Annotated in this window: 29 protein-coding genes; 21 read left to right on the top strand and 8 right to left on the bottom strand. The window is 58.8% G+C overall.

The annotated features are described in order from the left end of the window. Nucleotides 1-185: 185 nt before the first annotated feature. On the top strand, nucleotides 186-995 hold the full coding sequence (locus MUN80_RS11470) for a DUF547 domain-containing protein (RefSeq protein ID WP_244723916.1): 810 nt from the start codon (nucleotides 186-188) through the stop codon (nucleotides 993-995). A 159-nt stretch (nucleotides 996-1,154) separates the two neighbouring features. On the opposite strand, the gene MUN80_RS11465 is transcribed toward MUN80_RS11470, so the two are convergent. Further along, nucleotides 1,155-2,195: an RtcB family protein gene (locus tag MUN80_RS11465; RefSeq protein WP_244723914.1), complete on the bottom strand. Its 1,041-nt coding sequence runs from the start codon at nucleotides 2,193-2,195 to the stop codon at nucleotides 1,155-1,157. Between the two features lie 206 nt (nucleotides 2,196-2,401). Here MUN80_RS11465 and MUN80_RS11460 point away from each other — a divergent pair, with 206 nt between their 5' ends. Then, nucleotides 2,402-3,073, top strand: coding sequence for a DUF2461 domain-containing protein (locus MUN80_RS11460; protein WP_244723912.1), 672 nt, complete (start codon nucleotides 2,402-2,404; stop codon nucleotides 3,071-3,073). A gap of 72 nt (nucleotides 3,074-3,145) precedes the next feature. Here the strand turns inward: MUN80_RS11460 and MUN80_RS11455 are convergent, their stop codons facing one another. Then, nucleotides 3,146-3,769 carry a deoxynucleoside kinase gene (locus MUN80_RS11455; RefSeq protein ID WP_244723910.1) on the bottom strand — a complete coding sequence of 208 codons (624 nt, stop codon included), beginning with the start codon at nucleotides 3,767-3,769 and terminating at the stop codon, nucleotides 3,146-3,148. Nucleotides 3,770-4,018: 249 nt separating this feature from the next. Here MUN80_RS11455 and MUN80_RS11450 point away from each other — a divergent pair, with 249 nt between their 5' ends. Further along, nucleotides 4,019-4,462: a hypothetical protein gene (locus MUN80_RS11450; protein ID WP_244723908.1), complete on the top strand. Its 444-nt coding sequence runs from the start codon at nucleotides 4,019-4,021 to the stop codon at nucleotides 4,460-4,462. Between the two features lie 60 nt (nucleotides 4,463-4,522). On the opposite strand, the gene MUN80_RS11445 is transcribed toward MUN80_RS11450, so the two are convergent. Beyond that, entirely contained in the window at nucleotides 4,523-5,185 is a 663-nt protein-coding gene (locus MUN80_RS11445; RefSeq protein WP_244723892.1) for a DUF6565 domain-containing protein, read from the bottom strand. A 138-nt stretch (nucleotides 5,186-5,323) separates the two neighbouring features. On the opposite strand from MUN80_RS11445, the gene MUN80_RS11440 reads away from it, so the two are divergent. The 3 genes from MUN80_RS11440 to MUN80_RS11430 are packed head-to-tail and all read left to right on the top strand — an operon-like array spanning nucleotide 5,324 to nucleotide 6,657. Then, complete coding sequence (locus MUN80_RS11440) at nucleotides 5,324-5,842, top strand: GNAT family N-acetyltransferase (protein WP_244723889.1); 519 nt, start codon at nucleotides 5,324-5,326, stop codon at nucleotides 5,840-5,842. A gap of 38 nt (nucleotides 5,843-5,880) precedes the next feature. After that, the gene (locus MUN80_RS11435) at nucleotides 5,881-6,384 is read left to right on the top strand and encodes a YybH family protein (protein ID WP_244723887.1); all 504 of its coding nucleotides are present in this window, start codon (nucleotides 5,881-5,883) and stop codon (nucleotides 6,382-6,384) included. 48 nt (nucleotides 6,385-6,432) lie between these two features. Beyond that, nucleotides 6,433-6,657: a CDGSH iron-sulfur domain-containing protein gene (locus MUN80_RS11430; RefSeq protein ID WP_244723885.1), complete on the top strand. Its 225-nt coding sequence runs from the start codon at nucleotides 6,433-6,435 to the stop codon at nucleotides 6,655-6,657. A 165-nt stretch (nucleotides 6,658-6,822) separates the two neighbouring features. On the opposite strand, the gene MUN80_RS11425 is transcribed toward MUN80_RS11430, so the two are convergent. Continuing rightward, nucleotides 6,823-7,083, bottom strand: coding sequence for an acyl-CoA-binding protein (locus MUN80_RS11425; protein ID WP_244677923.1), 261 nt, complete (start codon nucleotides 7,081-7,083; stop codon nucleotides 6,823-6,825). Between the two features lie 146 nt (nucleotides 7,084-7,229). On the opposite strand from MUN80_RS11425, the gene MUN80_RS11420 reads away from it, so the two are divergent. Next, nucleotides 7,230-8,531 (top strand): metal-dependent hydrolase family protein, encoded by a 1,302-nt coding sequence (locus MUN80_RS11420; protein ID WP_244723883.1) that lies wholly within the window; start codon nucleotides 7,230-7,232, stop codon nucleotides 8,529-8,531. 156 nt (nucleotides 8,532-8,687) lie between these two features. Continuing rightward, nucleotides 8,688-9,197: a CinA family protein gene (locus MUN80_RS11415; protein WP_244723881.1), complete on the top strand. Its 510-nt coding sequence runs from the start codon at nucleotides 8,688-8,690 to the stop codon at nucleotides 9,195-9,197. Here the strand turns inward: MUN80_RS11415 and MUN80_RS11410 are convergent. After that, the gene (locus MUN80_RS11410; RefSeq protein WP_244723879.1) at nucleotides 9,194-10,231 is read right to left on the bottom strand and encodes a hypothetical protein; all 1,038 of its coding nucleotides are present in this window, start codon (nucleotides 10,229-10,231) and stop codon (nucleotides 9,194-9,196) included. The genes MUN80_RS11415 and MUN80_RS11410 overlap by 4 nt on opposite strands. A gap of 268 nt (nucleotides 10,232-10,499) precedes the next feature. On the opposite strand from MUN80_RS11410, the gene MUN80_RS11405 reads away from it, so the two are divergent. Both MUN80_RS11405 and MUN80_RS11400 read left to right on the top strand, forming a co-directional pair. Then, entirely contained in the window at nucleotides 10,500-11,693 is a 1,194-nt protein-coding gene (locus MUN80_RS11405) for a zinc dependent phospholipase C family protein (protein WP_244723876.1), read from the top strand. A gap of 261 nt (nucleotides 11,694-11,954) precedes the next feature. Continuing rightward, complete coding sequence (locus tag MUN80_RS11400) at nucleotides 11,955-12,728, top strand: peptidylprolyl isomerase (RefSeq protein ID WP_244723874.1); 774 nt, start codon at nucleotides 11,955-11,957, stop codon at nucleotides 12,726-12,728. Between the two features lie 5 nt (nucleotides 12,729-12,733). Here the strand turns inward: MUN80_RS11400 and MUN80_RS11395 are convergent, their stop codons facing one another. Both MUN80_RS11395 and MUN80_RS11390 read right to left on the bottom strand, forming a co-directional pair. Then, nucleotides 12,734-13,168: a hypothetical protein gene (locus tag MUN80_RS11395; protein ID WP_244723872.1), complete on the bottom strand. Its 435-nt coding sequence runs from the start codon at nucleotides 13,166-13,168 to the stop codon at nucleotides 12,734-12,736. A 523-nt stretch (nucleotides 13,169-13,691) separates the two neighbouring features. Further along, a complete protein-coding gene (locus tag MUN80_RS11390; protein ID WP_244723870.1) occupies nucleotides 13,692-15,803 on the bottom strand; it encodes a M13 family metallopeptidase in 2,112 nt (703 codons plus the stop codon). Nucleotides 15,804-16,029: 226 nt separating this feature from the next. On the opposite strand from MUN80_RS11390, the gene xseA reads away from it, so the two are divergent. The 9 genes from xseA to MUN80_RS11345 all read left to right on the top strand — a co-directional run bounded on the left by xseA (nucleotide 16,030) and on the right by MUN80_RS11345 (nucleotide 23,471). Beyond that, nucleotides 16,030-17,598 (top strand): exodeoxyribonuclease VII large subunit, encoded by a 1,569-nt coding sequence (gene xseA, locus MUN80_RS11385; protein ID WP_244723868.1) that lies wholly within the window; start codon nucleotides 16,030-16,032, stop codon nucleotides 17,596-17,598. Further along, entirely contained in the window at nucleotides 17,564-17,848 is a 285-nt protein-coding gene (gene xseB, locus MUN80_RS11380; protein WP_244723866.1) for an exodeoxyribonuclease VII small subunit, read from the top strand. Before xseA ends, xseB begins: the two co-directional genes overlap by 35 nt. Nucleotides 17,849-17,967: 119 nt before the next feature. Next, on the top strand, nucleotides 17,968-18,297 hold the full coding sequence (locus MUN80_RS11375; RefSeq protein ID WP_244723864.1) for a hypothetical protein: 330 nt from the start codon (nucleotides 17,968-17,970) through the stop codon (nucleotides 18,295-18,297). Between the two features lie 15 nt (nucleotides 18,298-18,312). Beyond that, nucleotides 18,313-19,011, top strand: coding sequence for a hypothetical protein (locus tag MUN80_RS11370; protein ID WP_244723862.1), 699 nt, complete (start codon nucleotides 18,313-18,315; stop codon nucleotides 19,009-19,011). A gap of 157 nt (nucleotides 19,012-19,168) precedes the next feature. Continuing rightward, nucleotides 19,169-19,882 (top strand): hypothetical protein, encoded by a 714-nt coding sequence (locus MUN80_RS11365; protein WP_244723859.1) that lies wholly within the window; start codon nucleotides 19,169-19,171, stop codon nucleotides 19,880-19,882. Between the two features lie 127 nt (nucleotides 19,883-20,009). After that, entirely contained in the window at nucleotides 20,010-20,699 is a 690-nt protein-coding gene (locus tag MUN80_RS11360; protein ID WP_244723856.1) for a hypothetical protein, read from the top strand. Beyond that, the gene (locus MUN80_RS11355; RefSeq protein ID WP_244723853.1) at nucleotides 20,696-21,511 is read left to right on the top strand and encodes a sensor histidine kinase; all 816 of its coding nucleotides are present in this window, start codon (nucleotides 20,696-20,698) and stop codon (nucleotides 21,509-21,511) included. Before MUN80_RS11360 ends, MUN80_RS11355 begins: the two co-directional genes overlap by 4 nt. Further along, a complete protein-coding gene (locus tag MUN80_RS11350; RefSeq protein ID WP_244723851.1) occupies nucleotides 21,508-21,915 on the top strand; it encodes a response regulator in 408 nt (135 codons plus the stop codon). Before MUN80_RS11355 ends, MUN80_RS11350 begins: the two co-directional genes overlap by 4 nt. A gap of 152 nt (nucleotides 21,916-22,067) precedes the next feature. Continuing rightward, entirely contained in the window at nucleotides 22,068-23,471 is a 1,404-nt protein-coding gene (locus MUN80_RS11345; RefSeq protein ID WP_244723849.1) for a hypothetical protein, read from the top strand. Here MUN80_RS11345 and MUN80_RS11340 read toward each other — a convergent pair. Then, nucleotides 23,468-23,830, bottom strand: a complete 363-nt coding sequence (locus MUN80_RS11340) for an MGMT family protein (RefSeq protein WP_244723847.1) — start codon at nucleotides 23,828-23,830, stop codon at nucleotides 23,468-23,470. The two genes, MUN80_RS11345 and MUN80_RS11340, sit on opposite strands and share 4 nt — an antisense overlap. Nucleotides 23,831-23,988: 158 nt before the next feature. On the opposite strand from MUN80_RS11340, the gene MUN80_RS11335 reads away from it, so the two are divergent. Both MUN80_RS11335 and MUN80_RS11330 read left to right on the top strand, forming a co-directional pair. Further along, complete coding sequence (locus MUN80_RS11335) at nucleotides 23,989-24,483, top strand: YciE/YciF ferroxidase family protein (RefSeq protein WP_244677908.1); 495 nt, start codon at nucleotides 23,989-23,991, stop codon at nucleotides 24,481-24,483. A 226-nt stretch (nucleotides 24,484-24,709) separates the two neighbouring features. Continuing rightward, on the top strand, nucleotides 24,710-25,870 hold the full coding sequence (locus MUN80_RS11330) for an efflux RND transporter periplasmic adaptor subunit (protein WP_244723845.1): 1,161 nt from the start codon (nucleotides 24,710-24,712) through the stop codon (nucleotides 25,868-25,870). Nucleotides 25,871-25,946 lie beyond the last annotated feature (76 nt).

Raw genomic sequence — 25,946 nt, 5'->3', positions numbered from 1 at the left:
CTACTAGCTTTGTTGATTGCTGAAAAAGCTATTAGCTTTGAAAAATCAATTAAAACCGTAAATAATTCAAATACCCTCGCTCTGGTTCATTTATCCATGAACTAGCTTGTTACGGTTGAGTTGCATTTTTACTGGCTCTTTGATCTGCTTGCTCCGCCCTGTCCTTCCCCCGACTCCTATTGTGCATGATTAAGTCTTTTGCCTTCCCCCGGCTTTTGGTGTTTCTCCTGTGGCTGGCCTGCTTGCTACCAGTAGCCAGTATCCACGCGCAGGACCCAAAGTCGGTGCCGGCACTGCATGCGGCCTGGACCGACCTGTTGCGCCGGCACGTGACCCCGGAAGGCTTCGTTGATTACGAAGGTTTCCTGGAGGAGGAAGACCAGCTCGACGCTTATTTGCAGACGATTCGCAAAACTCCCCCCGCTGCTACCTGGTCGGCTGCCGATAAGGAGGCTTATTGGATTAACGTGTACAATGCAGCCACGATTTACACCGTGCTCCAGTACTTTCCCGTAGCCAGCATAAACGATATCCGCGTCAAGGAGCTCAAGGGCTACAAATCGGTTTGGGAGGCAGGCTCAGTCAACGTGGGCGGCAAAGTATACTCGCTCAACGCCATTGAAAAAGAGGTGCTGCGGGCCGAGTTCAAAGACCCCCGGGTACATTTTGCCCTAGTATCGGCCGCTACTTCCAGCCCGCCCCTGCTCAACGAGGCCTACGATGGGCCCCGGCTCCAGCAGCAACTCGATGCTCAGGGCCGCCTGTTTCTGGTCCGCTCGGCCCTCAACCAGGTTAGCCCCAACACCGTGAAACTCTCCAGCCTGTTCGACTGGTACGCCGCCGAGTTTGGCGAAGGTGAAAAGCTGATTGCCTTCCTGAACCGTTACGCCGCCGTGAAAATCGAGCCCACTGCTGCCGTGGAGTTTCTGCCCTTCGACTGGTCGCTCAACAACCGTCCCCGCGGCACCGACACCCAGGCACTGCGGCAGCGTTAAAGCAGCACGCTCCGCTTACCCACAGTCTGAAAAGCCCCTGCAAACAGTGTTTGCAGGGGCTTTTTGCGAAACCTTAAAAAAGCCAGCCTTGGTAGTAGGTCAAGCTTGGTAAAGAATTGGCTAACCTAACAGCGTCTTGCTCACCAGCAGGGCCACCGCCTACACGCCGGTAAATTTCACCGTCGCAATGGGCTGCGTCTCGTCGCACCGGATCAGGTGGGGCTGGGTAGCCAGCAACGCGGCGGAGTCTTTGTAAGCAAAGTCGAATTCCTGCAGAATGCTGCTATCAAAGTCGCCCTGCCGGTTTAGCAGCTCCGGAAAGCGTTGGCGGTAGGCATCCTTCTCGGCTTTCTTGAGCGAGTGCCAGAACTTGAGGGTGTCGGTACGGCTGTAGTGGCGGCCCGCCCCGTGCGCACAGCTCCACAGGGCCTGCTCTACCAGCGGATTCCAGCGGTTGGGCTTCACAATCAGGGAGCCCCGACTCATAGAAAGCGGGATGACGACCTCGCCCTCCGGCAGCAGCTGCGTGCTGCCCTTGCGGTGGGTTACGCCGTCGGCTCTGAACTCCAGCAGATTGTGGCAGCTGTCGGCAAAAACCGGGCTACCAGCCTCCACATACTGGTTGCGCTGCAGGAAATCGTAGGTTTTGTACACAAATTCCTGCCGCCGGCTCGCCGCGTAGCGCAGCACCCGCTCGTATTCCCGCCGATAATCCGGCGTCGCCAGCTCAATGGGCAGCCACTCCCGGCCGGGGTTGTAGTGCTCCAACAGGCGGCAATTCTGCTGGTACATATAAATGCCCAGGTTGCGGCTGCCGGTATGCACGATGAGGTAGAGGTAATCGGCCGACTTTTCCAATGCCAGAAAGTGGTTTCCACCGCCCAGCCCTTCTTCCGTCATGCGGTGCACTTCCCGCTCCAGAGCGCGGTAGTGCTTGGCTTTATCAAAGGGGCGCAACATTTCCCGCCGGGGAATTCGCAGGTAAGCCACTCCGCAGCCCATATCCTTGCCAGTTACCAGCGGATAAAAAACCTTGGTTGTTTGGAAGGCTACCCCAACCGGAATAGAACGTTCGGAGCAATAATGAATATCGGGGAATACGGCAATCGGCCCGATATTTTGGTTTTCCTCGAAGGCGAGAAGGGACTGTAGCGCGTTCTGCTCCACGGCGCTACGATCCGTAAAGTAGGCTGTTTTCACAGGGTCTGCTTTAGGATATACTACTGTGCTGTAAGGACGCGCGCCGGGAAGCAGCCGCATAATGCGCGCAAGGTGAGGGCCTCAGCATAGGCCGCTACAAAGGTAGAGAAATCTATAATTCGGAGTCCTTGCCCCCTCAACAGCTTTTTTAGGGTTTTTCGGCCTCGCCGGGCGGCTTTTTGCGCTTTATGGTGTTACGCTTACCTATGAATCGAGAATTCCTGCTGTCTTTTCTGCGCGACTTAGCCGCCAACAACCACAAAACCTGGATGGATGCCCACCGTGGCGACTATCATAAAGCCCGGGCCATTTTCACGGAGCTCACCGCCGATTTGCTCCAGCGCAGCCAGCGCTTCGAGCCGGGCCTGACCGGCCTCACCCCCGGCGACGTGATGTTCCGCATCAACAAAAACGACCGGTTTCAACAGAGCGACGAGCCCTATAAGCGCCACATGGGCTCGGGCCTGAAGCCCGGCGGACGGCACAGTCCGTGGGCCGGATACTTCGTAGCCGTGGAGCCCGGCGGTGAAACCTACGTAGGCGCCGGACGCTGGATGCCCGAACCCTCCCAGTTGGCCCGGATTCGCCAGGAAATCCACTACTCTCCCGATGCCTTCCATGATCTGCGCCAGAATCCGGCTCTGCTGCGCGAATTCCCCGCGGGCCTCGACATGAGCCAGAGCCTGCGCACGGCCCCGAAAGGCTACGACCGCACCGACCCCGACATCGAGTGGCTACGGCTCAAAAGCTTCTTCGTGTGGCGCTCCTTTTCCGACGAGGAAGTGCTACGCCCCGACTTCGCGGACCGCGTCGTCCAGGCCTGGCAGGCTGCCCAGCCCTGGGTGCAGTTCCTGAACGAAGTCATGGCCGAAGGGTAGAAAGCCAGACTAATACGATATGAAAAAGCCCCGTTGAGGTCATCAACGGGGCTTTTTCGTACTAAGCAGACCTTAGAACAGACCGAACAAGGTGCTGTTAATCTTTTCGATAATAACGCCCAAATCCTCCGGATTATTGACGTAGTCGAGGTTATTGACGTCCACAATCAGCAGCTTGCCAGCCTTGTAGTTGCTGATCCACTTCTCGTAGTGCTCGTTCAGGTTTTTGAGATACTCAATCTTGATGTTGTTCTCGTAGTCGCGGTTGCGCTTGTCGATCTGCTGAATGAGCTTGGGCAAATCGGCTTTGAGGTAGAGCAGCAGGTCGGGTGGGTCCACCATGCTGATCATCGACTCGAACAGGGCCAGGTAGTTCTGGTAGTCCCGCTCGCTCATCAGGCCCGACTCGTGCAGGTTGGCCGCGAAGATGTGGGCATCCTCGTAGATGGTACGGTCCTGAATCACGCCTTTGCTGGCGCTCTGCAGCTTTTTGATGTGCTGGGTCTGGCGAAAACGGCTGTTGAGGAAGTACACCTGCAGGTGAAACGCCCAGCGCGGCATGTCGTCGTAGAAGTCCTTCAGGTAGGGATTGTGGTCGACATCCTCCAGGAAAACCTCCCAGTTGAAGTGATGCGCCAGTTTATTAGCCAGCGTGGTCTTGCCGGCGCCAATGTTGCCGACGATTGCAATATGCATGAGCGGGGTGCAGGTAGCGAAACGAAAAAAGTGGCTACAAAAGTAGCGGAAACCTGCCAACTGACCGCACCCAAATCGGGCTCAACAATACGCTAGTTTTCCTGAGCAAAATAATGTATCTTCCTAGCTGCGTGCTTTTTCGGCAACGCTTTACCCCACCGAAAGCCAGTTGCGCGCTTTGTACGTAGGTTGTCCGGCCCGCTGTTGTGCTTGCCGTTTTTACCTTCTGCCCATCCGTTCTGACTGCCGATGCCTCCCCTCTCTACTCTCTGCACTGATCTGGGAACCGTTACTGATGCGTACGGCCGGCCCATTGCCTCTTTTCGGGTATATCCTGAGCAACAACTACTCTACATTAGCTGGACGGGGAATATCACCGGCCCCGAAGTCATTCAGGTAGCCAAGGCCGCCGGCCCCATCCAGGCACAGTACCGCTGTCCGCTGCTGCTCAACGACAAAACCGACTCCACCGGCGAATGGTCGGAAGCGCTGGCCTGGCTGGAGTACGAATGGCTGCCGGCGGCCCTGCACGACGGCCTGCGTGCCTTCGCCTACGTCTTTTCGCCCGACATGCAGAACCAGATTATCAGCCTCGAATTTGCCGAGCGTGTGGGCAAACAGCTCCCAATTCAGCTTTTCTACGACGTAGATACCGCCCTGGAATGGCTGCGTCGGCAGCGCGTAGCGGCCTGAAAAGCAAAACGGCACCCAGGTAACGGGTGCCGTTTTAGCTCAAAATATATTCACCGGAAATTACTCGCGCATGATATCCTTCACGTTGCGGGCCTTCTCCAGGGTGCGAAACTCGCCCTGCATCGAGCGGATGCGGACCCGCTCCTCCAGGGGTAGCTGTTCGCGCACCTGCTCATAGCGGGCATTCAGCCGGTCCATGACGGCGCTGGCGGCGCTCCAGTCGGCCTGGGTCCAGCCCTGGCGCTGGGCCCGGGTGTTTTCCAGCAGGTGCAAGTACAGCTCGGGCAGCTCGTTGGCCCGGGCCCGACTGATGGTTACGGTTTCGTTGAGCAGGCGGCGCTGGGCAGTGCTGGCCGTTTCAGGCTCCCGAGCAGCCGCATCCAGGCTATCCTGCTTGGATTCCCAGTTTTGGTAGCGCTTCTTCTGGGTGTTGTATTCCCGCTTCGACTGGTTCGACAGGCTGTCGACGGCCCGGTCGAGGCGCTTGCTCTGGCGGTCAAAATCTTCTTTTATGCGGGGTAATTCGCGGCGGACGCCTACTTCGGCGCGGTCCAGCTTGTCGTTTACCCAGTCGCTGAACACGTCCAAATCCCGCTCGATGGCCGAGGGCGTGGAAGCGGCGGGCTTCTTGGCCGGAGTAGATTTTTGCTGGGCCGAGGCATCCAGTGTGGTAGCACTAAAGGCAGCTACCACGAAGCTGAGCGGAAGCACGAATCGTTTCATAAGGCAGGGTACAGGGCGAAAAAATACAAACGTCGGGCCGGGTGGCCGTCGTGTGTTCACTGGCAATTTCTGGCCCAAAACGTGGTTCGGAGCTGTCGGGGTTCGTTTTTTCGCTAAAAAATGCCGTTTTTGCACCTTATGTCCGCTTCCATTCCATCAGCTATTACCATTCAGCCCGCCACGCTGGCCGATATTCCGACGATTATTCAGCTGGCCGAAGCCACCTGGGAGCCGACCTACCGCTTCATTATCTCGAAGGACCAGATTGAGTATATGTACCGCGTGATTTACACGCCGACCTCTCTGCAGCGTCAGATGAGCGAGGATGGGCATACCTTTCTGCTGCTCTACGCCGAAGGCCACCCGGCCGGCTATGCGTCCTTCTCCCGCTTGCCCGCCGGCGACGAGGTGTTCAAGCTGCACAAGATTTATATTCTGCCCTCCCACCAGGGGCAGCGTCTGGGCCAAAAGCTGATTGAGGCCGTCGAGGAAGCCACCCGCCAGATTGGGGGCAAAACCCTGGAGCTGAATGTGAACCGCCACAACCCGGCCATTTCGTTCTACGAGCGCCTGGGCTTCCAGCGCCACCGTGAGGAGGACATTGCCATCGGGCCTTATTGGATGAACGACTACGTAATGCGCAAAGAACTGGCGTAATTGCGCTGTCTTTTGCCTTCATCCAACTCCGTACCCGCATGGGCCTTTCTACTTTTTTGCCGCTGCGCCGTTTGCTGGGCGTAGCGTCCCTGCTGCTCGTCAGCCAGCTCAGCTTCGGTCAGATTCTTAAGCAGAAACACCTGGAGCTGATCAAAACCCGGAGCGAAACCTGGAACCGCGCCTTCAACAGCCGCGACACCACGGCTTTCTACGGTTTGTTTAACCCGGGCATCGTGGTAAGCACCGCCAGCGGCAGCCGTAGCAGCGAGGCTGCGGCCCGCCAGTGGTTCCGCAGCCGCTTCCGCCAACGCCCCGACGTAACCTGGATGAACCGCACGATGAACGTGGAGCTTAGCGACCAAGGGCAGCTGGCCTACGAAACCGGCGAATGGGCCCAAGCCTGGACTGACACTCAGGATAAAACCAAAAACCGCATTATTGGTAAGTACTGGCTGATGTGGAAGTTCGAGAATAACGCTTGGACGATTCTCTCGGCCACGTACACGCCGCTGTCGTGCGCCGGCCGCTCCTGCCTCGACTAAGCGCCTGCCCCGCTCCTCAATTTCGCCTCACTTCTTGACTTTAACCACATGGCTACCAAACTAACTGTACTCAGCAACGGCTCCCTGCGCGTGGAGGGTGATTTCGAACTCGTAGACGCCCAGGGGCAGCCCTACGGCCTGGCCGGCCGGGAACGAATCAGCATCTGCCGCTGCGGCCTGTCGAAGAACAAGCCCTTCTGCGACGGTTCACACAAAGGCCACTTCGAACACAACGCCGAAGCCTTCGACCTGCCCGCTCCCAAAGTGAGCTAATACACCAAAGACGTGTCATTGCGGAAGCGAAGCAACCCGTCTTCTGCTGGTGACAAATGCCCTTTTACCGAAAAGCCCTCAACCGTAACAACGATTGAGGGCTTTCTACATCTCAGAGAACGGAGTGCTTCGCTCGTAATGACTCGTTTCCTTCTGACATGAAACTTAGGCGCCCTGGAATAGGGAGTTTACCAGCTCCACGTATTCCTGGCGGGCAGCGTCTTTGCTTTTGCCGCTGAGGCTGGCCCAGGCATCGTATTTGGCTATGCCTTTGAAGTCGAAGCCACCGGGCCGGTCGCCGGATACGTCGCCTTCGGATGCTTGTTTGTAGAGGGCATAGAGCTGGAGCAGCACCATGTTGTTGGGCTTAGAGGGCAGTTGCTGGGCGCGGGCGGCGGCGGCTTCGAATTCTTCGTGAGTGGCCATGAGGATGGAGAAAGAGTAGAGTACGTGAATAACTGGCCTCCTAAATAAGGCCGCTGTCAAGGTACGGATTCCGGCGGATTTAGGCGGCATGCAGCGTTTTTCTATGTTGTACCTTACTGCCCCGATTCACGCCCATTTCCTCAACCATGCTGCTTTCTACCCGCGTTACGCTCACTGCTTTCCTTCTTTGCGCTTTGCCTGTGGCTCCGGCCTGGGCCCAGAAAACCTACCTGCACTGCGGCCGCCTGCTGGACATGCGCGCCGCCAAGGCCCAGCCCCAGACCGAAATGACCATTGTGGTGGAAAAGGGCCGGGTGGTGGCCGTGGAGCGCGGCTACACCACCGGCAGCGGCACCGACAAGGTCATCGACCTGAAAAACAAGACCGTGCTGCCCGGCCTCATTGACTGCCACGTGCATCTGGAAGGTGAGACCAGCAAGGACGGCTTTCTGAAGGAGCTGACCGAAAACCCGGCCGACGTGGCTTTCGGCTCCCTCGACCACGCTCGCAAAACCCTGCTGGCCGGCTTTACCACCGTGCGCGACCTGGGCGGCTCGGGCGTGAATGTGGCCCTGCGCAACGCCGTGAACCGCGGCCAAGTAGTGGGCCCACGCGTGTTTACCGTCGGCAAAGCCATATCGGGTACCGGCGGCCACATGGACCCCACCAATGGTTACCGCCAGGACCTAATGGGCGTACCCGGCCCGGCCGACGGCGTAGCTAACGGCCCGGAGCAGTGCCGGCAGGCCGTGCGCGAGCAGTACAAGCGCGGCGCCGATTTGATTAAGATTGCCTCTACCGGCGGGGTGCTCAGCGTGGCCAAAGATGGCAGCAGCGCCCAAATGACCGAGGAAGAAATAAAGGCCGTGGTAGAAACGGCGCGGGATTTGGGTTTGAAAGTAGCCTGCCACGCCCACGGGGCCGAGGGCATGAAGCGGGCCATTCGGGCCGGCGTGACCAGTATTGAGCACGGCACCCTGATGGACGACGAGACGATGAAGCTGATGAAGAAGTTCGGAACCTGGTACGTGCCGACCATCACGGCGGGCAAGTCGGTGGCCGATTCGGCCAAGATTCCGAACTACTACCCGCCCCTGGTGACGCCCAAGGCGTTGGCTATTGGTCCCAAGCTCCAAACAACCTTCGGCAAAGCCTATAAGGCCGGGGTGAAAATTGCGTTTGGCACCGACGCTTCCGTGTACCGCCATGGGGTGAATGCCCTGGAGTTTCAGTACATGGTAGAAGCTGGGATGCCGGCCTACGAGGCGCTGCGCGCGGCCACAGTTTCGGCGGCCGAGCTGCTCAACCAAACCGAAAACCTGGGCACCCTGGAAGCCGGCAAGCTGGCCGACGTAGTAGCCGTAGACGGCGACCCAACCCAGGATATTAAGGTGATGCAGCAGGTGCGCTTTGTGATGAAGCAAGGCGTGGTGTACCGGCAGGAGTAAGCCCAAGAAGCGGGCTAAAGTAAGCTCCGCGCTGGTCTGGAGTTAAGCTACTACCGTCGAGCATATTGTACTATACTCATCGTTGAGCTTAGCCTTGCCGCGCCTAACCTAATGGCCAAAATGCAGTATAGGGTTTCAGCCGCCCCTTTCTGACCTATGAAACAAGCTGAAATATCTGCCCTCGTAAAGCGCTTTATTCAATACAAGCTCACCCTGGCTTTTGCCGAAAGCTGCACGGCCGGGATGCTGCCCTCGGGCCTGGTGGAAGCCCAGGGCGTGAGCAGTGTGCTGCTGGGCTCCATCGTAACCTACCACCCCGAGGCTAAGCACAAGCTGTTGGGTGTAAGCAAGCAAACCCTGGAAATCTACACGGCCGAGTCGCAGCAGGTGACCAACGAAATGGTGATGGGTTTGCACAAGAAAATCGGGGCCGACGTGTGCGTGGCCGTAACGGGCTTGTGCGCGGCCGGCGGCTCCGAAACCGACGAGAAGCCAGCTGGCACGCTCTTTTTCACCTTTCTCTATCAGAACCGCGCCGAGGAACACCGCGAGGTATTTCTCGGCGACTGCCTGAGCGTGCGCCAGCAGGCCGTCGATTTTGTATACCACAAGCTCAACGAACTCCTGGACCGCTTCCCGCCCGACCAGGAAAAGCTCACGGCCTAGTCAGGCCGCGGGCGGGCCAGCAGCATTATTTTTAGGTTCTGGTGCACCACGTCGCCCATGCTGCGGCACCGGTCGAAGGCGTTGGAGCCGTAGTGCGCGTTGAGCTGAGCTTTGAGCTGGGCAGTTTTCTCGTCGGTAGAAGTTTCGTCGCGCCGCATGATATCCATTAGGTTCTTGAGGCGGTAGCGTTCCAGGCGCACGCGCCGGGCAATCAGGGTTCGTTCCTCGGCCTGATACTGCCGGATGGTTTCGGTGGTAAGCAGCTTGCTGCACATCTGCACTACCTTGCGGTTGTCCTTGAAAAACTGGGGCAGATACATGTTTTTCTTACCCTCGTAGCTTTGCTGGTCGAAGTCGATGGCACGCACGCGGTACTGCTCGTCCTCGAAGTCGGGGGTGGCAATGATGACGTAGTTGTAGGCCCGCATGTCGCCGAGCAGGCGGGCAAAGCAGCGCTCATTGAACTTGACGAACTCCTTGGCAATGCGCACCTGGTTGAGGTGGGGCCGCTGCAGATGGTCGCGGATAAAATCGTCGCCGGGAATGCCGGCAATGTGTTCCTCGATGAGCGAATCGCCGCAGACGAGGTAGTTGATGCGGTTCGGCGACAACAGGTGCTCCAGCTCCAGGCCGTACACCCGGGAGGCGTCGGCCCGCTTCACGTAGAAATAGTCGTAGTTGTCGTTGAGCTGATTGACGATGCGCACCCGGAACGGGTTGCTGTTGCCGAACTGGCAGTAGTCGATACGGTCGGCCAGGAGGTGGTCGGTAAACGACAGGTCGCCGTCGGTGCGCAGCAGAGCATACACCTCGGCCAGCCCCGCCGACAGCTCGACCAGGGTGCTGGGCTCGTAAAAAACGGTTTGCCAGAGCGTGTCGCGGCCGTTGCGGTCCATCAACGGGAAGGAGCCGCTGTAGCGCAGCAGGTCGCGGTAGGTGACGGGCAGCTTGCTTTCCCGGTCGTACTCGTGCAGGTATTCGCGCAGCCCGGGGCTGATGCTGTAGGTGAGCTTCTTCCTGGAAATAAGGGTCATAGGCAGTTGTTCGTTGCTAGTTGTCAGTTGGTAGGCTCGGTTTTTTATCCACTGGCTGACTCCCAGGCGGGTCTCAAGTTGCCGCTTTTTCGGAAACCCTTGTTCGGCTGAACGCCAAATTGGCCCTGGCAGGCTAGCGACGGCGCGCAAGCCCCCTGACTAACGCCCCCAACAACGAACAACTGACAACTAGCAACGAACAACTAACAATCTATTAATCCAAAATTCCGAACTTGCGGAGCCTGCATTTTGGGCTTTACTTCTTCTTATGAAAAAGCATGTACTAACGCTGGCCTTCGTGCTATTATGCCCGTTTTTCTCGTCGGGCTGGGGCTTTTTAGCGCACCGCACCATCAACCAGGTGGCAGTCTACACCTTGCCTAAATCCATGCAAGGGTTTTATTACCGCCACTTGCCCGAAATCGTGCGGCTGTCGACGGCCCCGGATGAGCGGCGCGAGGACGACCCTAAAGAGGCCCCCAAGCACTACATCGACATGGACCATTTCGGCGACGACCCGTTCGGCTCCATGCCCAAGCTCTGGGAAAAAGCCGTGGCCAAGTATTCGGCCGATACGCTGCGCAAGTACGGCACCGTGCCGTGGATTGTGCTCGAAACCAAGACAGCCCTGACCGAAGCCTTCCGGCAGCGTGATTCGGTGGCCATTATCCGGCTCTCGGCCGAGCTGGGACACTACGTGGCCGATGCCTACGTGCCCCTGCACACCACCGAGAACTACGACGGGCAGCTGACCAACCAGCACGGCATGCACAGCCTGTGGGAGTCGAAAATTCCGGAGCGCCACCTGGCGGAGTGGAAGCTGGACAGCGAGAAGGCCGAGTATCTGAAGGACCCGCTGCGCTCCATCTGGACGGCCGTACAGGAGTCGTACGGTTTCTTGGGCGACACCTTCGACAAGGAGGAAAAAGTGACCCGCACCTTCACCAACGAAACCAAATACACCTTCTCCCACAAATTTGGCAAAACCCGCCGGGCCTATTCCGACGCCTTTGCCGATGCCTATTACAAGGAAGTAGGCGGCCAAGTGGCTTACCGGCTCAAGCAGGCCCCGACGATGGTGGCCTCCATGTGGCTGACGGCCTGGCAAGACGCAGGCAAGCCCGACCTGGACCAGCTGCTGGGGAAGAAGCCCAGCAAAGAAGAAAAAGAAAAGCTGGCCCTGGAGCTCAAAGCCTGGGACAAAAACGAACTGGCCGCCCAGGATCTGCTGCTGGCAACCCACAAGGAGAAAACCGTGGAGCGTCCCGACCAGATCAACTCGGCCCAGGATATGGCCCCGGCCCCGGTCGAAACGCCGACTCCAGCTCCGGTGGCAGCTCCGGCAGTGCCCGCTGCCGAGCCCGAAAAAGTAAAGGTCAAGACCAAGTCGGACGAGGGCAGCACCAAGCGCAAGGAGAAGAAAAAGAAGGAGGACAAGAAAGAAAACGACGGCTGGAACTAGCTTCTCAGCAGGATAAACAAGCCGAAAATCTGGCTACCGAACAGTAGCGGGACCAGTAGCAAGGGCGTAATGCCTGGCCTACTGGTCCCGCTTTTTTATTCACTTCTCATCCTGCAGACGCTTTACATTTGGGCTGGGGGCCGAGTAAGCAGCCAACGCTTTACATTTGGGCGCCGGGCACCGTATACGGGAGCCCGACTTTTCCGGGGTTTCAGGCCCCTAGCCTACCGGCATTATTCCTCCGCTCTGACCTTTCTGCCCATGTTTTCTCTTTTCCGCCCAGCCTGCTGGCCTACTCTATCCTACGGTATACTGCTGACGGCAACCCTGGCCCTGGGCAGTTGCAACCAGACCCCGCCCCCAGCCGAAACCGCCGCTCCGGCAACTCCCACGCGCCCACCCGTGCCGGGCCCCGAACTGACCAGCCTGCGCGACAGCAACGCAGTGGCCTTGCTCACGGAATACGGCAAAGCGTATCCCGGCTCGGAAGTCATTGTGCACACCCGCCTCGGCGACCTGCGCGTGAAGCTCTACGACGACACGCCGATTCACAAGGCTAATTTTCTGCTACTGGCCCGCAAAGGCGTATTCGACGAGACGGTGTTCAACCGGGTGGTCAAGGGATTTGCCATTCAGGGGGGCCGGTCCGAGCACCGCTCCATTCGCATGGCCAGCTACCATTTGCCGCCCGAGGTTCGGCCGGCCCACTTTCACAAGCGCGGCGCTCTGGGCATGGCTCGCTACGACGACGAGCAGAACCCGGGCAAACTGTCCTCCAACAAGGATTTTTACTTCGTGCAGGGCGAAAAGCTCACACCGTATCAGGCTCAAGCTATGGCCGGGCGCAAGCTCACGGCCGAGCAGCTCAAAACCTACGCCAACCTGGGCGGCGTGCCCTCCCTGGATGGCCAGTACACCGTGTTTGGCGAAGTAGTGGAGGGCCTGGAGGTCATCGACAAGATTGCGGCCGAGCCCGTCGACCCCTATAAGTGGCCCAAAAAGGACGTCGGCATTAAGATTGACATCGTGAAATAGGCGTCCTACTCGGGGCGACGCACCTCCACCAGCTGGGTTTGGAGCACGTCGCCGGCCTCAATCTGGAGCAGGCCCTCCAGTTCGTCGCGGGAGTAGCCGATAGTGTTGCTGGAAGCCTGAAAATCGGGCTGGGTTAGGTCGGCGGCGGGGTCGGTGGCTTCCTTGCGGGCCGGGTGCAGGTAGGCGCTGTCGGGCGTGACGCGGTAGAGGTGATAAAAGAAATACCGCTGCTCCTGAGTGCCCTGGGGCTGAAACCGGACCACGTACACGTCGCCCACCTGCGGGTTGTCTACCCGAAGCTTCACCTCGGTGGGCGGCGGAGGCGGCACTTCCGTGGCGGCCGCGGCCGGCTGCTGGGCGGCGGTTTTCGAATCGGACGACTGGCAGGCGCCGCACAGCACGAGCGGCAGCAGGAAGGCGGAGAGCAGCGTTTTTTGCATGCCGCAAGATACGGGCAGCTCGGGAAAAGGCACGGATTCTTCCCCGCGGCCCCTCACCCCTCTCCTATCGGCTACTATGCACCGCACCCCGGCTCCCATATACTGCCCACGACCTGGCCTGCCCTCGGCGCACCGGCCAAAGCCGCCACCAGTCCCGAAAAGCCGGATGCCGCCCTTGAAGCAGTGAAAATAGCTGCCGGATGCCTCTTCGGTCGTTACGGATGAAGCATCAGTCGATATAGATGGAGCTTTGGTTGCTACAGATAGGGCTCCGGGTGCTGTTGATACGGCTTCAGTCGTGCCAAGATGTAGACGGGTGAGCTGGTGCGTTACCAACTGTCATTGCGAGGACGAAGGACGAAGCAATACGTCCTTTGAAATGCGCTGAGTCTTCTAAACCAAAAAGCCCTGACGTTACGCTAACGTCAGGGCTTTTTGGTAAAAGGATGTTTGTCACGAGCAGATAACGGACGGCTTCGGCCCTCAGCCTCGCAATGACAGTTGGTAACGCACTATCTTACCGCTACCATATCTTGGCGCGCTGGGCTTGGACGCGCACCATTTTGGCGTCTTCCTTACAGCCGAAGGCCTCGTAGAACTGGGGCATGTTCTGCAGGGGACCGTTGGTGCGGTACTGGGCCGGGGAGTGCGGGTCGGTCAGGATTTGCTGGCGCACGGCCTCGGGGCGGGCGTTGGTGCGCCACACCTGAGCGTACGAGAGAAAGAAGCGCTGCTCGGGCGTGAAACCGTCAATCTTGGTTTTGGGCTTGCCGGCCATGGCCTTTTGCAGGGCCGTGTAGGCAATGTTGAGTCCGCCGAGGTCGGCCAGATTTTCGCCCATCGTGAGCTTGCCGTTTACGTGTACCGAGTCGAAGGGCGTGAAGGCGTCGAACTGCTGGCCCACCACGTCGGCGCGCTTGGTGAAGTTGTCGGCGTCCTCCTTGGTCCACCAGTCGCGCAGGTTGCCTTCGGAGTCGTACTGCCGGCCCTGGTCGTCGAAGCCGTGGGTGATTTCGTGGCCGATAACGGCACCGATAGCCCCGTAGTTGACGGCATCATCAGCTTTGGGGTCGTAGAACGGGGGCTGCAGAATGCCGGCCGGGAACACGATTTCGTTCATCGGCGGGTTGTAGTAGGCATTCACCGTGGGTGGGGTCATGCCCCACTCGCCGCGGTCAATCGGCTTGCCCAGCTTGCTTTCCTCGTCCTTGGCAGCCCACTGGCGGGCGGCCAGCACGTTCTGCAGGTACGATTCGCGCGAGATGGTCAGGGCCGAATAGTCCTTCCACTTGTCGGGGTAGCCGATTTTGACGGTAAAGGCGTTGAGCTTTTTCAGCGCCTCAGCCTTGGTGGCGGCGCTCATCCAGGTGTTCTGCTGAATGTGCTCGGCCATCGAAGCCCGGATGTTGTTCACCAGCTCCATAGCCTTCTGCTTGGCTTCGGGCGTAAAGGCTTTGTCGACGTACACCTGGCCGAAGGCTTCGCCCAGGGCAGCATCGGTCGAGCGCAGCATACGCTTCCAGCGGGGCTGCATCTGCTTGGCGCCGGTCAGCACCTGGCTGTACTTGAAGCTTTCATCTACGTAAGCCTTGGGCAGGGCACTAGCCACCGACGACACCAGGTGCCAGCGCAGGTAGGTTTTCCAGTCAGCCAGAGGCTCGGCCTTAAGGGCTGCGTTGGCTTCCTTGAGGAAAGCGGGCTGGCCTACAATAACCTCTTTGGCCGCGCCCAGATTGGTTTTAGCCAGAATCACGGGTAAACCAAGGTTGGGATACTGCTTCTGCAGCTCCGCCACGGTCATTTTGTTGTAGTTGGCGTTCGGGTCGCGCAGGTCTACCGGGCTTTTGGAAGCCTTGGCCATGCGGGTTTCGATACGCATGATGGTCGCCGCGTTTTTGGCCGCGGCGGCCGGCGTTTCGCCCATTAGCTTAAACACGTTCGTGATGTACGTGAGGTAAGCGGCCTGCACGGCTTTAGTGCGAGGGTCGTTTTTGAGGTAGTAGTCGCGGTTGGGCAAACGCAGGCCGCCCTGGTAGATCTGGACGGCGTACTGGGTGCTATTTTTCTCGTCCTGCCCCACGCCCATGCTGAACACCGAGCCGGTACCAATCTGCTGCTGGTGGGCCAGCTCGGCCTGCAAGCCTTTCAGGTCCTTGATGGCGTCGATGCGGGCCAGTTCGGGCTTGAGGGGCGTAATGCCGGCTTTTTCAATGGCCATCGAGTCCATGGCCGAGGCGTAGAAGTCGCCTACCTTCTGGGCGTTGGTGCCTTTGGCGGCACTGCGGTTGGCGGCAGCTTCCTCCAAGATCTGGCGCTGCACGGCCTGGTTCTTATTATAAAGCTCGTTGAAGCTGCCCCAGCTGGTTTCGGAAGCTGGAATCGGGTTGCTCTTGAGCCAATTGCCGGAAGCGTACTGGAAGAAGTCGTCGCAGGGCTGCACCGACTTGTCGATGGTCGTCACGTCGAGGCCCACGCCTTTTACGACGGGCTCTTCGGCGGGGGTAGCAGTCGCCGTAGCAGGCGTGGCAGCCGCGGTAGCGGTAGTACTGGCGGGCGTGTTGCTGGCAGCGCACCCGGCCAGAATCAGGCCGGCGGTAGCCACGGAGGCCAGCGTCAGGCTGTTTTTGTTTTTCATGTGGGGAGGATGAGTAAGAGAAAGGCGGATTTCGGTTAGAAAGGTAAAAAAAAAGCCGTAGCCCCAGCAGTTGGTAATAATGAGCCGGGCAGCCGCACTTTTTCTTGCCCCACATCCAACATTGGCCGGACCGGGGAGTTACATAGCCTACTTCCAGCCCTTTGGCGGCCGGAATTGTCTGGCCGAGGTACGTTGCCGCTGCCCGAATTCGTACCTTGCCCCTCGTATGCCGCCCCTGTATAATCGTCGTCCGGACCCGGGCCTGTCTGGTCCGCTGCCCCCTGCCCCGCTGCCGCTGGCCGAGCTGCTGGTGCGTGTGCGGCAGGCCGTGGAAACGCGCTTCGCCGAGTCGTACTGGGTGGTAGCCGAAATTGCCGACCTGACTCCACCCCGCCACGACGGCGGCCACTGCTACCTCGTGCTCACCGACCAGCACGTAACCGGCCGCGGGGCCCAACTCAAGGCCCAGGCCCGGGCCACCATCTGGAGCCAGCGCTACCAGCAACTGGCCCCGGCCTTTGTCGACCAGACCGGGCAGGAGCTGCAAACGGGCCTGAAGGTGATGCTGCGGGTGCAGATTAAATTCCACGAGCAGTACGGTCTGAGCCTCGACGTGCTCACCATTGACCCCAGCTACACCGTGGGTGATTTGGCCCGGCAGCGCCTCGAAACTGTGCGCAAGCTAGAAGCTAAAGGCCTGCTGGAACGGCAGAAGCGGCTTCCTCTGGCTTTGGGGCCGCAGCGGCTGGCTGTTATTTCATCGCCCACCGCCGCGGGCTTCCAGGATTTCGTGCAGCAGCTCAGCGAGTCGCCCTACGACTTTGCCGTGAGCCTGTTTCCGGCCACCATGCAGGGCACCGAGGCTCCTGCCAGCATTCTGGGCGCCCTCGACGCCATCCGGCCCCGGCGCGCCACCTTTGATGCCGTAGTGATTATCCGCGGCGGCGGGGCCAAGACCGACCTGCTGGCTTTCGATGATTATGGCTTAGCAGCAGCCGTTGGAGCCTTTCCCCTACCCGTACTGACCGGCATCGGGCACGAGCGGGACGAAGCCGTCTTGGACCTGGCTGCTCATCTGGCCCTGAAAACGCCTACGGCGGTAGCGGCCTTTCTGGCCGAGCGCCTGGCCCGCCTCGACGCCGTATTCAACGGCTACGCCGAACGGATTCACGAACTGGCCCGGCAGCAGCTCTCCGACGCCGCTGATTTGCTCCAGCAGGCCGGGCGCTTCGTGCACCGCGCCGCCCAGGAGCAGCTCGATGAGCACCGGGCTGAGCTGTATCATCGTATTCGCAAGGCCGCTACTGCCCCAAGAGAGCAGCTGCGCCAGCAGCACCGGCAGCTCGGTCGGCACCGGCAGGGGCTGCGCCGCGCGGCCCGGCGTGCTTTGGCGCAGCAGCAGCAGGGTCTGCGCACATTTGGCCGGCAGCTGGCCCAGCGGTTTCGGCGGCTACACCGGCGGCGTCGCGAACAGCTGCTGCGCCACCACTACCAGTTGCAGCTAGCCGCCGAGCGTCTGCTGCACCGCGCTACGCTGCGCCTCAGTCAGCTTAGCCCCCCCCGCTGCCCGAAGCAACGGCCCTGGCCCGCCACGGCTACGTGCAGCTCATTACCGACCACCAGCAGCCCGAACACACCTTGCAGCCCGGCGACGAGGTACGGCTGCTGCTACCCCACCTTACCCTGGCCGCCCAGATTACGGACCGCACGCCACATCTGGCCCCCACTTCACTCCCTACTGCAAGCTCCGCTTCTCCCGAATGACCAACGATACCACTTACCGCCAAGCCATTGAAGAGCTCGAAACCATCCTGCGGGCGCTGGAAACCGATACCGTCGACGTAGACGACCTCACGGCCCGGGTGCAGCGCTCCGCCGAGCTGATTCGCTTGTGCAAGCAGAAGCTGCGCAATGCCGAATCGGCCATTGAGCGCGTGTTTGAAAACCTGGAAGAGGAAGACGACGACCAAGGTCCTGATCCTGACGAGCATGACACGCCACCGGGTCCGGTGCGCCCTCATCCCAATGGCCGGCTACCCTTTTAGGCTGAGTGAAAACGAAGTAAGACTGCTTGCATCCAATACGGTTTGCCCTATATTTGACTGTTCAGCGGTTGAGCATTTTTGTTCTACAATTTCTTACTTACTTCCTAACACACTCTTGCATGAATACTTTTGACGGCAACGAAGGCACCATCGTAGATGAGACGGTAGCAGCGGGCATGACCCACAACTACAATGAGTGCCCGGATGATTCTAAGCCCGTATTTAAAGGTCAGTTTTTTGGTAAAAACAAGCTCAAGGAATTAATCGATGATTGCGGGTCCGAGTTTGTGGGCATCCGCATCTACAACGCCATCGACGATAACGGGCAGGGTGGCTTCGTACTGGTCGGCGTGAAGGCAGATATGGATGACATGTACAACCGCGTAATGCTGGCCACCGGCCCAACTTGTCCTAACTGCTGCGCGGCAGACAGTCCGCTTACGAATTAGTGCTATTCCATGCCAATGCCAGACCACACTCTGCTGGTGACTATAGCCAAGCAATTGAACCTGCTCTCGGTTTGTTGTTACTTGCTCCCAGTAGCCGTGTGTGTCTGGCGTTGGCCGGTGTTGCCGCATCGGCTGCGCATCGGGGCTGCCCTGCTACTCATTCTGGTACTGAATGTCTGGGCAGAAGTAGGGCGGCAGGTGTGGCACAACAATATTTTCTCCACCTACCTCATTCTCTGGTCGGAGACGCTGTTTTTGAGCTACGCATATTACAAGACCTTCAATACCCGGCTAAATCAGCAGCTGCTGGTAATGACCGTAGCAGTTTTCCTGGTTACTGCCATTGTCGAGTATGTATTCTGGGCCGGGCTGTACGGCACCAAGACCTACACCCGTATGGCTCAAAGCCTGCTGCTAATCGGGGCGGCGCTAATGTATTTCGAAAAGATCCTGCGGGAGTTACGCAATATCCGTCTGGAGCGCGACCCCATGTTTCTGGTGAGCGTCGGCGTTACCCTGTACTATTCGGGCACGTTAATGGTATTCGTGCTGGAAGATTCCATGCAGAAAAACTACCAGATCAATCAAATCTGGTTGATGTACAGCATTCAGTCAGTTCTACTGATTGCCTTCAACTGCCTGTTGGCCTTAGCCTTATACAACAGCAGCAAGAATTCAGGCACGGTACTGCTACCCGGCTCTACCAACGTTTAACTACGCATAGCTGCGACCAGTTTATAAAACTTTACAAAGTAGCCAAGGCCCCAGCCAGGGTTACTGGGCAGGTCCAATTCCGGGCCCGGCTTGTTTTGCTTACCCTCCGCTCCAGTACCACACCTTTTGCCCATGTCTATTCCTTATCGTCCCACCCGTGGATAGCGCGTGGTTAGTAGAGTTTGCCAAGCAGTTTAATAATGTGGCGCTGCTTACTTATCTGATTCCGTTGGGAATTGGCATCCGTCGCTGGAAACGGCTGCTTCCTGCTTACCGGCCCCTGTTTTGGTTTGTGCTACTGCCCGGGGCCCTGCTGAATGGGGCACTGGCGGAATATGGCCGGCACGTGCTCCACAATAATATCCTGTTTTTGCGTCTGGCCACGATTGGGGAAAGTCTACTGCTCGGGTGGGCCTACTACTACGCCTTTCACTCTGGCCGCAGCCGCTATATTTTACTGACAGCAGTAGGGCTTTTTCTGGGCTTGGCTATCCTTGAGCCGTTGAGCTTTACTCAGGCTTTCTTTATTAGCTACAACACGTTTATTCACCTGATTCAGAGCATTCTCCTCGTAGGAGCCGCCGTAGCGTATTTTGAACAGACGCTGCGGGAGCTGCGCAACATCGACCTGGGCCGGGACCCCATGTTCCTAGTCAGCGTGGGTTCTATCCTGTACTATGCAGGCACGGTGATGGTCTTTGTATTTGAGATGCAGATGCAAAACCAGCCCGACCTGATCTGGATTATGTACATCATCCAATTTATTCTGCTGATTGTTTTTAACACCTTTTTGGCCCTGGCGCTCTGGAACGGCGACCAGTCGGCCGAGCAGGTGCCCGCCGCCCCGGAGTGGCCCGGTCCGCACGCTTAAAAGGCGGCATTTCACGTATTGGGGCTGGGCTCTGTACTTTTTATTCCCGGAATTATACATCCTATTGAGGAATTCGTATTTTTCTCTCGCCTCTTTCGTTCTACCACCCTCCTTTGCCACGCCTTGCATGCAGATTCCTTCGTGGCTTCTTACGGTTTGTGAATATCTGGAGCAGATAGCCGGGCTGGTAGTACTGCTGCCGCTGGGGCTGGGGGTGTGGCGCTGGCCCCGACTACCCACTACCCTGCGGCTGCTGACGGGCTACCTGGCATTTACGGAAATCGTGCTGCTGACTTCGAGCCTGGTGGAATTGTACTGGCCGGTGTGGAGCATTAGCCTCTGGCACTTGTTTACACTGGTGCAGACCCTGCTGTTTCTGCGCATTTATTACCTCACCCTGACTTCACCCGCGCTACGGCGCCTGCTTCCCGCCGTAGTCGTGGCTTTCACTGCGTTTGCTCTTCTGGACTCTTTGTACCTGGAAGGCCTGCACCAGATGAATTCCTACACCCATGTGCTGCAAAGTGCCCTGCTCATTGGGCTGGCCCTGCTTTATTTCGAGCAGCTGCTCAACGAGCTCCGCGTTATCCGCTTGGAGCAGGACCCACTTTTTTTGGTAAGTACCGCGGTAGTTTTGTATTTTTCGGGTACCGTACTGCTGTATGTGTTCGTCAACAAGCTTTCTGCACCCGCTGATTATGCGAGCCATCAGGTGATTTATACCCTCAATTCTATGGTTAATCTTATTCAGTACGTGTTGTTTGCGCTGGCGTTTTGGTACGCGGGCCAGTCGTTATCATACCACTCCCGCTCATGAACAGCTGGCTGCTTCCCGTGATGCTGGCTACGCCGGTACTGCTGCTTTTGGCCTTGGGCATTGTGGGTTTCGTGCTGCGGTATCAGCGGCGGTTGCTGCGTCAGCAAGAACAGCTCCGGCAGGTGCGCGACGCCTCCCAGCAGCAGGCTCTGGAAGCAGCCCTACTAGCCCAGGAAGAGGAGCGCCGCCGCATTGCCGCCGACCTGCACGACGGTGTGGGCACTACCCTGGCCATTGCCAAGCTTCACCTGAGCACGCTTGGCCAGCCTAGTCTTACCGAGGAAGCCACCGCCCTGCTCGACCAGGCCATTGGGGAAGTACGCCGCATCTCCCGCAACCTACTGCCGGCGGCCCTGCAAAAATTCGGTCTACCCTTCGCCCTCGACGCCCTGGCCCGTACCGTACCAGCCGATGGGCCCACGCACGTCATCATTGAACAGCGTGGTCAGCCCCGCCGCCTCGACCCCAAGCGGGAACTGATTGTATTTCGGGTGGTGCAGGAGCTACTGGGCAACGGGCTGCGCCACGCCCACGCCGACACTATTGAGGTGAGCATCGATTTTGGCCCCGACTATCTCTCGCTCCAGTACCGTGACAATGGCGTGGGCTTTGACCCGGCCGCCGGTGACCTTCCTCCTACGGCAGGCGCTCGTACAGGACTAGGGCTCACCAACTTACGCAGTCGGGTGGCAGTACTCCACGGCACACTGCGCCACGAATCGGCGCCAGGTGCGGGCAGCAAAGTTTGGATTTCCTTCCCTATTCCGTATCTTCCCGTCGATCAAAAGCCCGCCCTAACTACCTCTATATGAGCGCACCTATCATCCGCTTAGCCGTCGTTGATGACCATATTCTATTTCGTAAAGGACTACGGGCCCTCATTAGTGGCTTTCCCGATATGGAAGTGCTCTTCGAAGCCGGTGACGGTCAGGAGCTTCTTGAACACCTTGACCAAGGCATTGTGCCCGATGTAGTACTGATGGATTTGCAGATGCCCACGCTGGATGGCCTGCAAACTGTACGCCTGATGCGCGCCCAGTACCCCCGTGTGCGGGTTGTTATCATTTCCATGCACGACGAGCCCGAACTCATCGACAGTCTGCACAGTGAAGGGGCCCACGGCTACTTGCTCAAGAATGCCAATCCGGAAGAAGTGCGCGGTGCCATTCTGGCCGCGGCCGGCTATGCACCCCGCCCGAGTATGGCTATCCTGTAACCACTGGGCGTGCCCTTCCTTTCCTTCTGACGCCATCGGCCCCGATGGCGTTTTTGTTGTGCCGACGACTTACTACAGTCCTTTTCTACCCTGGTTTTTACGTGGCTTGCTTTGTTAGCGCGCCGCTTGTTTTTTGTTCTATCTGCTTATACATGCCTAATTTTGTTAGCAGCGTACTGCTATTACTCTTCAGCGCCAGTGCTTATTCGGTAGCAGCCCAAACCTATATCGTTGACCTTAACAAGCAGCCCATTGCCTTAGAGGCCTCGGGACAATACCGGGTAACACGAATTATTGATGCCCGCCCAGACCGTACGCGCCTGGGAACGGTATATCAGGGCCTAGATAACACCCTCACGTCAGCTGATTTTGCGGCACCCCTGGAAGCAGCTTTGTTGCCTCCGGTGCAGCGGACCCAGCCCAACGGCAATGCGCGACCCGTAAGCATGCGGTTTCACGTGCTGAGCATCGGTGAGGATATCCGCTCGACAGCCGAAACTGGCACAGTCGAGCTCATGGTTGATTTTCTGGAAAAGCGCGGCGATACGTATGCTGTGCTGGCCACTCACGCCGAAACCCTGGAAAGTAGTGGCCTGGACGTTACCAGCAAGCACGCGGGGCTGCTTTCCCAGGGTCTGCAACACAGTCTGCTTACGCTAGCAACGGTGCCTGCTAATGCTTCAGCCGTAGGAGCCCTGCTGACCGAAGCCGAAGTACTGAATGGGCAAGGCGGCCTTATGGCTTTGCGTTACCCCATCCAAACCGAGCCCCCGCGCCGGGGCATTTACCAGACCTTTGCCGAGTTTCAGGCCAATCAGCCGGGTATCAACCAGGAGCCATTCGTGCTCACGCATCGGACCCGCACCGGCAAGCAATGGGCCGGCGCCGACGACGTGGACGCCCACTACCTCTACATGAGCCCCGACAAGCCCGAGCGGCCGGTGCGTAACGTCTGGGGCATGTGCGACGGCGAAAAGCTCTACATCTGGCACCGCGGCAACTTTTTTGAGCTTCGGCCCCAGGGCCAGTCCTATACCTTCACCGGGGTTACGCCCGCCAATTCGTCGGATGTAGCTACGGCAGCAGTGGTAGGCGGCTTAGTTGGTGGGGCGCTGGCCGGGGCCATATCCGGGGGGCAACCCCGCCCCTACGAACTGCACCTGGCTACGGGGCGGGTACTGGCCACGGCGGCTTCTGTTACAGTCGATAAGGACGGCTTTGCCCGGGCCGATACCGCGGCTATTTACCTGTACCGCCGCCCCGATGCCGCGCCCACGCAGGCCCTGACGGTATTGGTCAATGGCAAAGAGGCCGGCACCTTGCTGCCCAACAGCTACCTGGCCCTGAGTTGGAACGACCGGCGCCGCCAGATTGAGCTCTGTGCACAGGGCACCCAGCAAGCCTGTCACAGCTTTGTGCCCGACTTTTCCGTCGCCACTTACCTGGAATGCACGATTCCAACGGCCGTCGATGCGGCGCCGGCTTTTAAGAAGGTGATACCCAAGGAGGGAATTTTCTACGTCAAGAAATTCCGCAACCGCCTGGGCCGCCGCTAGCTCAGCTCGGTGCTCGGGTCCCAGAAACGGGTTTTGAAGTCCTGCACCTGGTCGTCGACAATCTGAATTCCTTCAGCTTCGAGGAAATCCTGCATAGCCGTGGGCGTGGCAAAGTGCTGCCGACCCGTGAGCAGGCCCAGCCGGTTGACGACCCGGTAGGCCGGAATAGCCTCCGGACCTACGCTGGGGTGCGCAGCCATCATGGCCCAGCCCACCATGCGCGCCCCGTGCCGGGCACCGAGGTAGTGGGCAATGGCGCCGTAGGTGGTCACGCGGCCGCGCGGAATCAGGCGCACCACGTCGTGCACGTCGCGGAAGAAGTTGCGGTGGGCTTCAGTGGGCTCTTTCGGGGTTTTCATAGGGCTACAAGTACGGGGAAATGAGCCGCAGGATACGGGTTCAGGCAAGCTCAACACTAGGTTTCGGCAGGCGAACCTCCTGGGTTTAAGCCCGTAGAGGGATACTCCTGCACGGCAGGACCCAATCTTTTCTTTCCTCACCCACTACCCTACTTGCTATGTCTGACAAACTCAAAAGCCTCGACGACCTGTTCCAAGAACAACTCCGCGACCTGTACAGCGCCGAAACCCAGCTGACCAAGGCCCTGCCCGATATGGCCAAGGAAGCCCGCGACCCACGCCTGCAGCAGGCCTTCGACCAGCACCTGATTGAAACCAAAAATCAGGTGGCCCGCCTTGAGCAAATCGGGCGCGGCCTGGGCCTTGAGCTGAGCGGCCATACTTGCAAAGCCATGCAGGGCCTGGTAGCGGAAGGCAAGGAAACCATTGCCGAAGATGCTACCGACGAGGTAAAAGACGCCGCCCTAATTGCCGCCGCCCAGCGCGTAGAGCACTACGAAATTGCCGGCTACGGCACCGCCGCCCACTATGCCCTGCGCCTAGGTCACACGGAGTCGGCAGAGCTGCTGCGCCAGACGCTGCAGGAAGAGCAAGCTACCGACACGCTGCTCAATAACCTGGCTAAGAACTACATCAACGCCAAAGCTATGTAAGTAGCCCCGCGCTACACAAAAAAAGCCTGCAACCAGCAGGCTTTTTTTGTGTCTTACCCCCTGTTAACAACTTTAAACCTGCGGGCTGGAAACAGGTCTTACTGGCTAGGCCAAAATGGACCGCAGGATTTGGCCGAACCCTTCCGGGCGGCCCGTCGTTGTTGAACGTCAGCCGGCTACGAAGGCAGCTACGGATTGAATCGAGTTGGGAAACATCCCCTTATACATGCAATACGAACAAGAAACGGTACAAACTGAGTCGCGCCCTGGGCGCAAAGTGTTGTGGATTGTACTAACGGTGGCTGTTATTGCCGCCCTGGCTTTTATCAAAATCAAGTATTTCCCCTCTCCTAACGCCGATGCCAAAGGTGGCGGTGGCGGCCGCGGCGCGGCCGGGGGCGGTGCCGGCAAAGGTGGCCCCGGCGGGGCAGGCGGGGCCAAGGGCGGCGGCCAAAAGCTGCCGGTGCAGGTGTACGTGGTGAAGCCCACCAATCTCTCGGACGAAGTAGCCGCTACGGGTTCGGTAATGCCGGATGAGGCGGTGGTGATTAAGAGCGAGCTGTCGGGCAAGATTACCAGCCTCAATATCCGCGAAGGACAGCCCGTGCGCAAGGGCCAGCTGCTGTTCAGCATCAACGCCGATGAAGCCCAGGCCGCCATTCGCAAGCAGCAGTACAACATTCAGCTGTTTCGGGACCAGGAAAAGCGGCAGCGCACCCTGCTGGACAAAGAATACATCAGCGCCCAGGAATACGAGCAGGCCAACAACCAGCTCCTGACGGCTCAGGCCGACCTGAAAGCCCTGCAAGCGTCGTTGGCCAAAGCCTACGTGCGGGCTCCTTTCGACGGCGTGTTAGGCCTGACCACTGCTACTGTGGGCACCTACGTAAGCCCCGGCACTGAAATTACGACCCTCTCCCGCGTGCGGCCAGTCAAGATTGACTTTGCTGTGCCCGGCCGCTTTGCCTCCAATGTGCGCGTGGGCGACGTGGTAAGCGTAACCGACGAAGGCACCAACAAAAAGTACGACGCCAAGGTCTACGCCATTGACCCGCAGATTGACCCGGTAAGCCGGACCCAACCCGTACGGGCCCGCTACGCCAACGCCAGCAACGAGCTGCGCCCCGGCGCTTTCGTGAAAGTAAACCTGCAATTGGGCGAGTCGACCGACGCGCTGCAGGTGCCGACCGAATCGGTGATTCCGGAGGCCAGCGGCTACAGCGTATACACCGTACAAGCCGGCAAGATGGTACCGAAGAAAGTAAAGATTGGTATTCGCTCCGATAAAGTAATCCAGATTACCGACGGCTTGGCCGTGGGGGACTCCGTAATTCGCACCGGCATTCTGCAAGTGAAGCCTGGCGACGCGGTACGCGTGACCAAATAGATTTTCCGCCGGGTCTGCCAAGGGTTGCCGCACAATTTGGCGGGGCCGTGTACTGCCAGACCCGGCGCCTACCCTT

The organism is Hymenobacter cellulosivorans (assembly GCF_022919135.1).
GTDB classification, from domain to species: Bacteria; Bacteroidota; Bacteroidia; order Cytophagales; family Hymenobacteraceae; genus Hymenobacter; species Hymenobacter cellulosivorans.
Note: the sequence above shows the minus strand (reverse complement) of the source record. Positions and strands in the feature narration are given on the sequence as shown.

What these genes read in the sequence shown, in the direction of transcription:
- MUN80_RS11470 (WP_244723916.1), top strand. Translation starts at nt 186, where the DNA reads ATGATTAAGTCTTTTGCCTTCCCCCGGCTTTTGGTGTTTCTCCTGTGG.
- MUN80_RS11460 (WP_244723912.1), top strand. Translation starts at nt 2,402, where the DNA reads ATGAATCGAGAATTCCTGCTGTCTTTTCTGCGCGACTTAGCCGCCAAC.
- MUN80_RS11455 (WP_244723910.1), bottom strand. Translation starts at nt 3,769, where the DNA reads ATGCATATTGCAATCGTCGGCAACATTGGCGCCGGCAAGACCACGCTG.
- MUN80_RS11450 (WP_244723908.1), top strand. Translation starts at nt 4,019, where the DNA reads ATGCCTCCCCTCTCTACTCTCTGCACTGATCTGGGAACCGTTACTGAT.
- MUN80_RS11445 (WP_244723892.1), bottom strand. Translation starts at nt 5,185, where the DNA reads ATGAAACGATTCGTGCTTCCGCTCAGCTTCGTGGTAGCTGCCTTTAGT.
- MUN80_RS11440 (WP_244723889.1), top strand. Translation starts at nt 5,324, where the DNA reads ATGTCCGCTTCCATTCCATCAGCTATTACCATTCAGCCCGCCACGCTG.
- MUN80_RS11435 (WP_244723887.1), top strand. Translation starts at nt 5,881, where the DNA reads ATGGGCCTTTCTACTTTTTTGCCGCTGCGCCGTTTGCTGGGCGTAGCG.
- MUN80_RS11430 (WP_244723885.1), top strand. Translation starts at nt 6,433, where the DNA reads ATGGCTACCAAACTAACTGTACTCAGCAACGGCTCCCTGCGCGTGGAG.
- MUN80_RS11425 (WP_244677923.1), bottom strand. Translation starts at nt 7,083, where the DNA reads ATGGCCACTCACGAAGAATTCGAAGCCGCCGCCGCCCGCGCCCAGCAA.
- MUN80_RS11420 (WP_244723883.1), top strand. Translation starts at nt 7,230, where the DNA reads ATGCTGCTTTCTACCCGCGTTACGCTCACTGCTTTCCTTCTTTGCGCT.
- MUN80_RS11415 (WP_244723881.1), top strand. Translation starts at nt 8,688, where the DNA reads ATGAAACAAGCTGAAATATCTGCCCTCGTAAAGCGCTTTATTCAATAC.
- MUN80_RS11410 (WP_244723879.1), bottom strand. Translation starts at nt 10,231, where the DNA reads ATGACCCTTATTTCCAGGAAGAAGCTCACCTACAGCATCAGCCCCGGG.
- MUN80_RS11405 (WP_244723876.1), top strand. Translation starts at nt 10,500, where the DNA reads ATGAAAAAGCATGTACTAACGCTGGCCTTCGTGCTATTATGCCCGTTT.
- MUN80_RS11400 (WP_244723874.1), top strand. Translation starts at nt 11,955, where the DNA reads ATGTTTTCTCTTTTCCGCCCAGCCTGCTGGCCTACTCTATCCTACGGT.
- MUN80_RS11395 (WP_244723872.1), bottom strand. Translation starts at nt 13,168, where the DNA reads ATGCAAAAAACGCTGCTCTCCGCCTTCCTGCTGCCGCTCGTGCTGTGC.
- MUN80_RS11390 (WP_244723870.1), bottom strand. Translation starts at nt 15,803, where the DNA reads ATGAAAAACAAAAACAGCCTGACGCTGGCCTCCGTGGCTACCGCCGGC.
- xseA (WP_244723868.1), top strand. Translation starts at nt 16,030, where the DNA reads ATGCCGCCCCTGTATAATCGTCGTCCGGACCCGGGCCTGTCTGGTCCG.
- xseB (WP_244723866.1), top strand. Translation starts at nt 17,564, where the DNA reads ATGACCAACGATACCACTTACCGCCAAGCCATTGAAGAGCTCGAAACC.
- MUN80_RS11375 (WP_244723864.1), top strand. Translation starts at nt 17,968, where the DNA reads ATGAATACTTTTGACGGCAACGAAGGCACCATCGTAGATGAGACGGTA.
- MUN80_RS11370 (WP_244723862.1), top strand. Translation starts at nt 18,313, where the DNA reads ATGCCAGACCACACTCTGCTGGTGACTATAGCCAAGCAATTGAACCTG.
- MUN80_RS11360 (WP_244723856.1), top strand. Translation starts at nt 20,010, where the DNA reads ATGCAGATTCCTTCGTGGCTTCTTACGGTTTGTGAATATCTGGAGCAG.
- MUN80_RS11355 (WP_244723853.1), top strand. Translation starts at nt 20,696, where the DNA reads ATGAACAGCTGGCTGCTTCCCGTGATGCTGGCTACGCCGGTACTGCTG.
- MUN80_RS11350 (WP_244723851.1), top strand. Translation starts at nt 21,508, where the DNA reads ATGAGCGCACCTATCATCCGCTTAGCCGTCGTTGATGACCATATTCTA.
- MUN80_RS11345 (WP_244723849.1), top strand. Translation starts at nt 22,068, where the DNA reads ATGCCTAATTTTGTTAGCAGCGTACTGCTATTACTCTTCAGCGCCAGT.
- MUN80_RS11340 (WP_244723847.1), bottom strand. Translation starts at nt 23,830, where the DNA reads ATGAAAACCCCGAAAGAGCCCACTGAAGCCCACCGCAACTTCTTCCGC.
- MUN80_RS11335 (WP_244677908.1), top strand. Translation starts at nt 23,989, where the DNA reads ATGTCTGACAAACTCAAAAGCCTCGACGACCTGTTCCAAGAACAACTC.
- MUN80_RS11330 (WP_244723845.1), top strand. Translation starts at nt 24,710, where the DNA reads ATGCAATACGAACAAGAAACGGTACAAACTGAGTCGCGCCCTGGGCGC.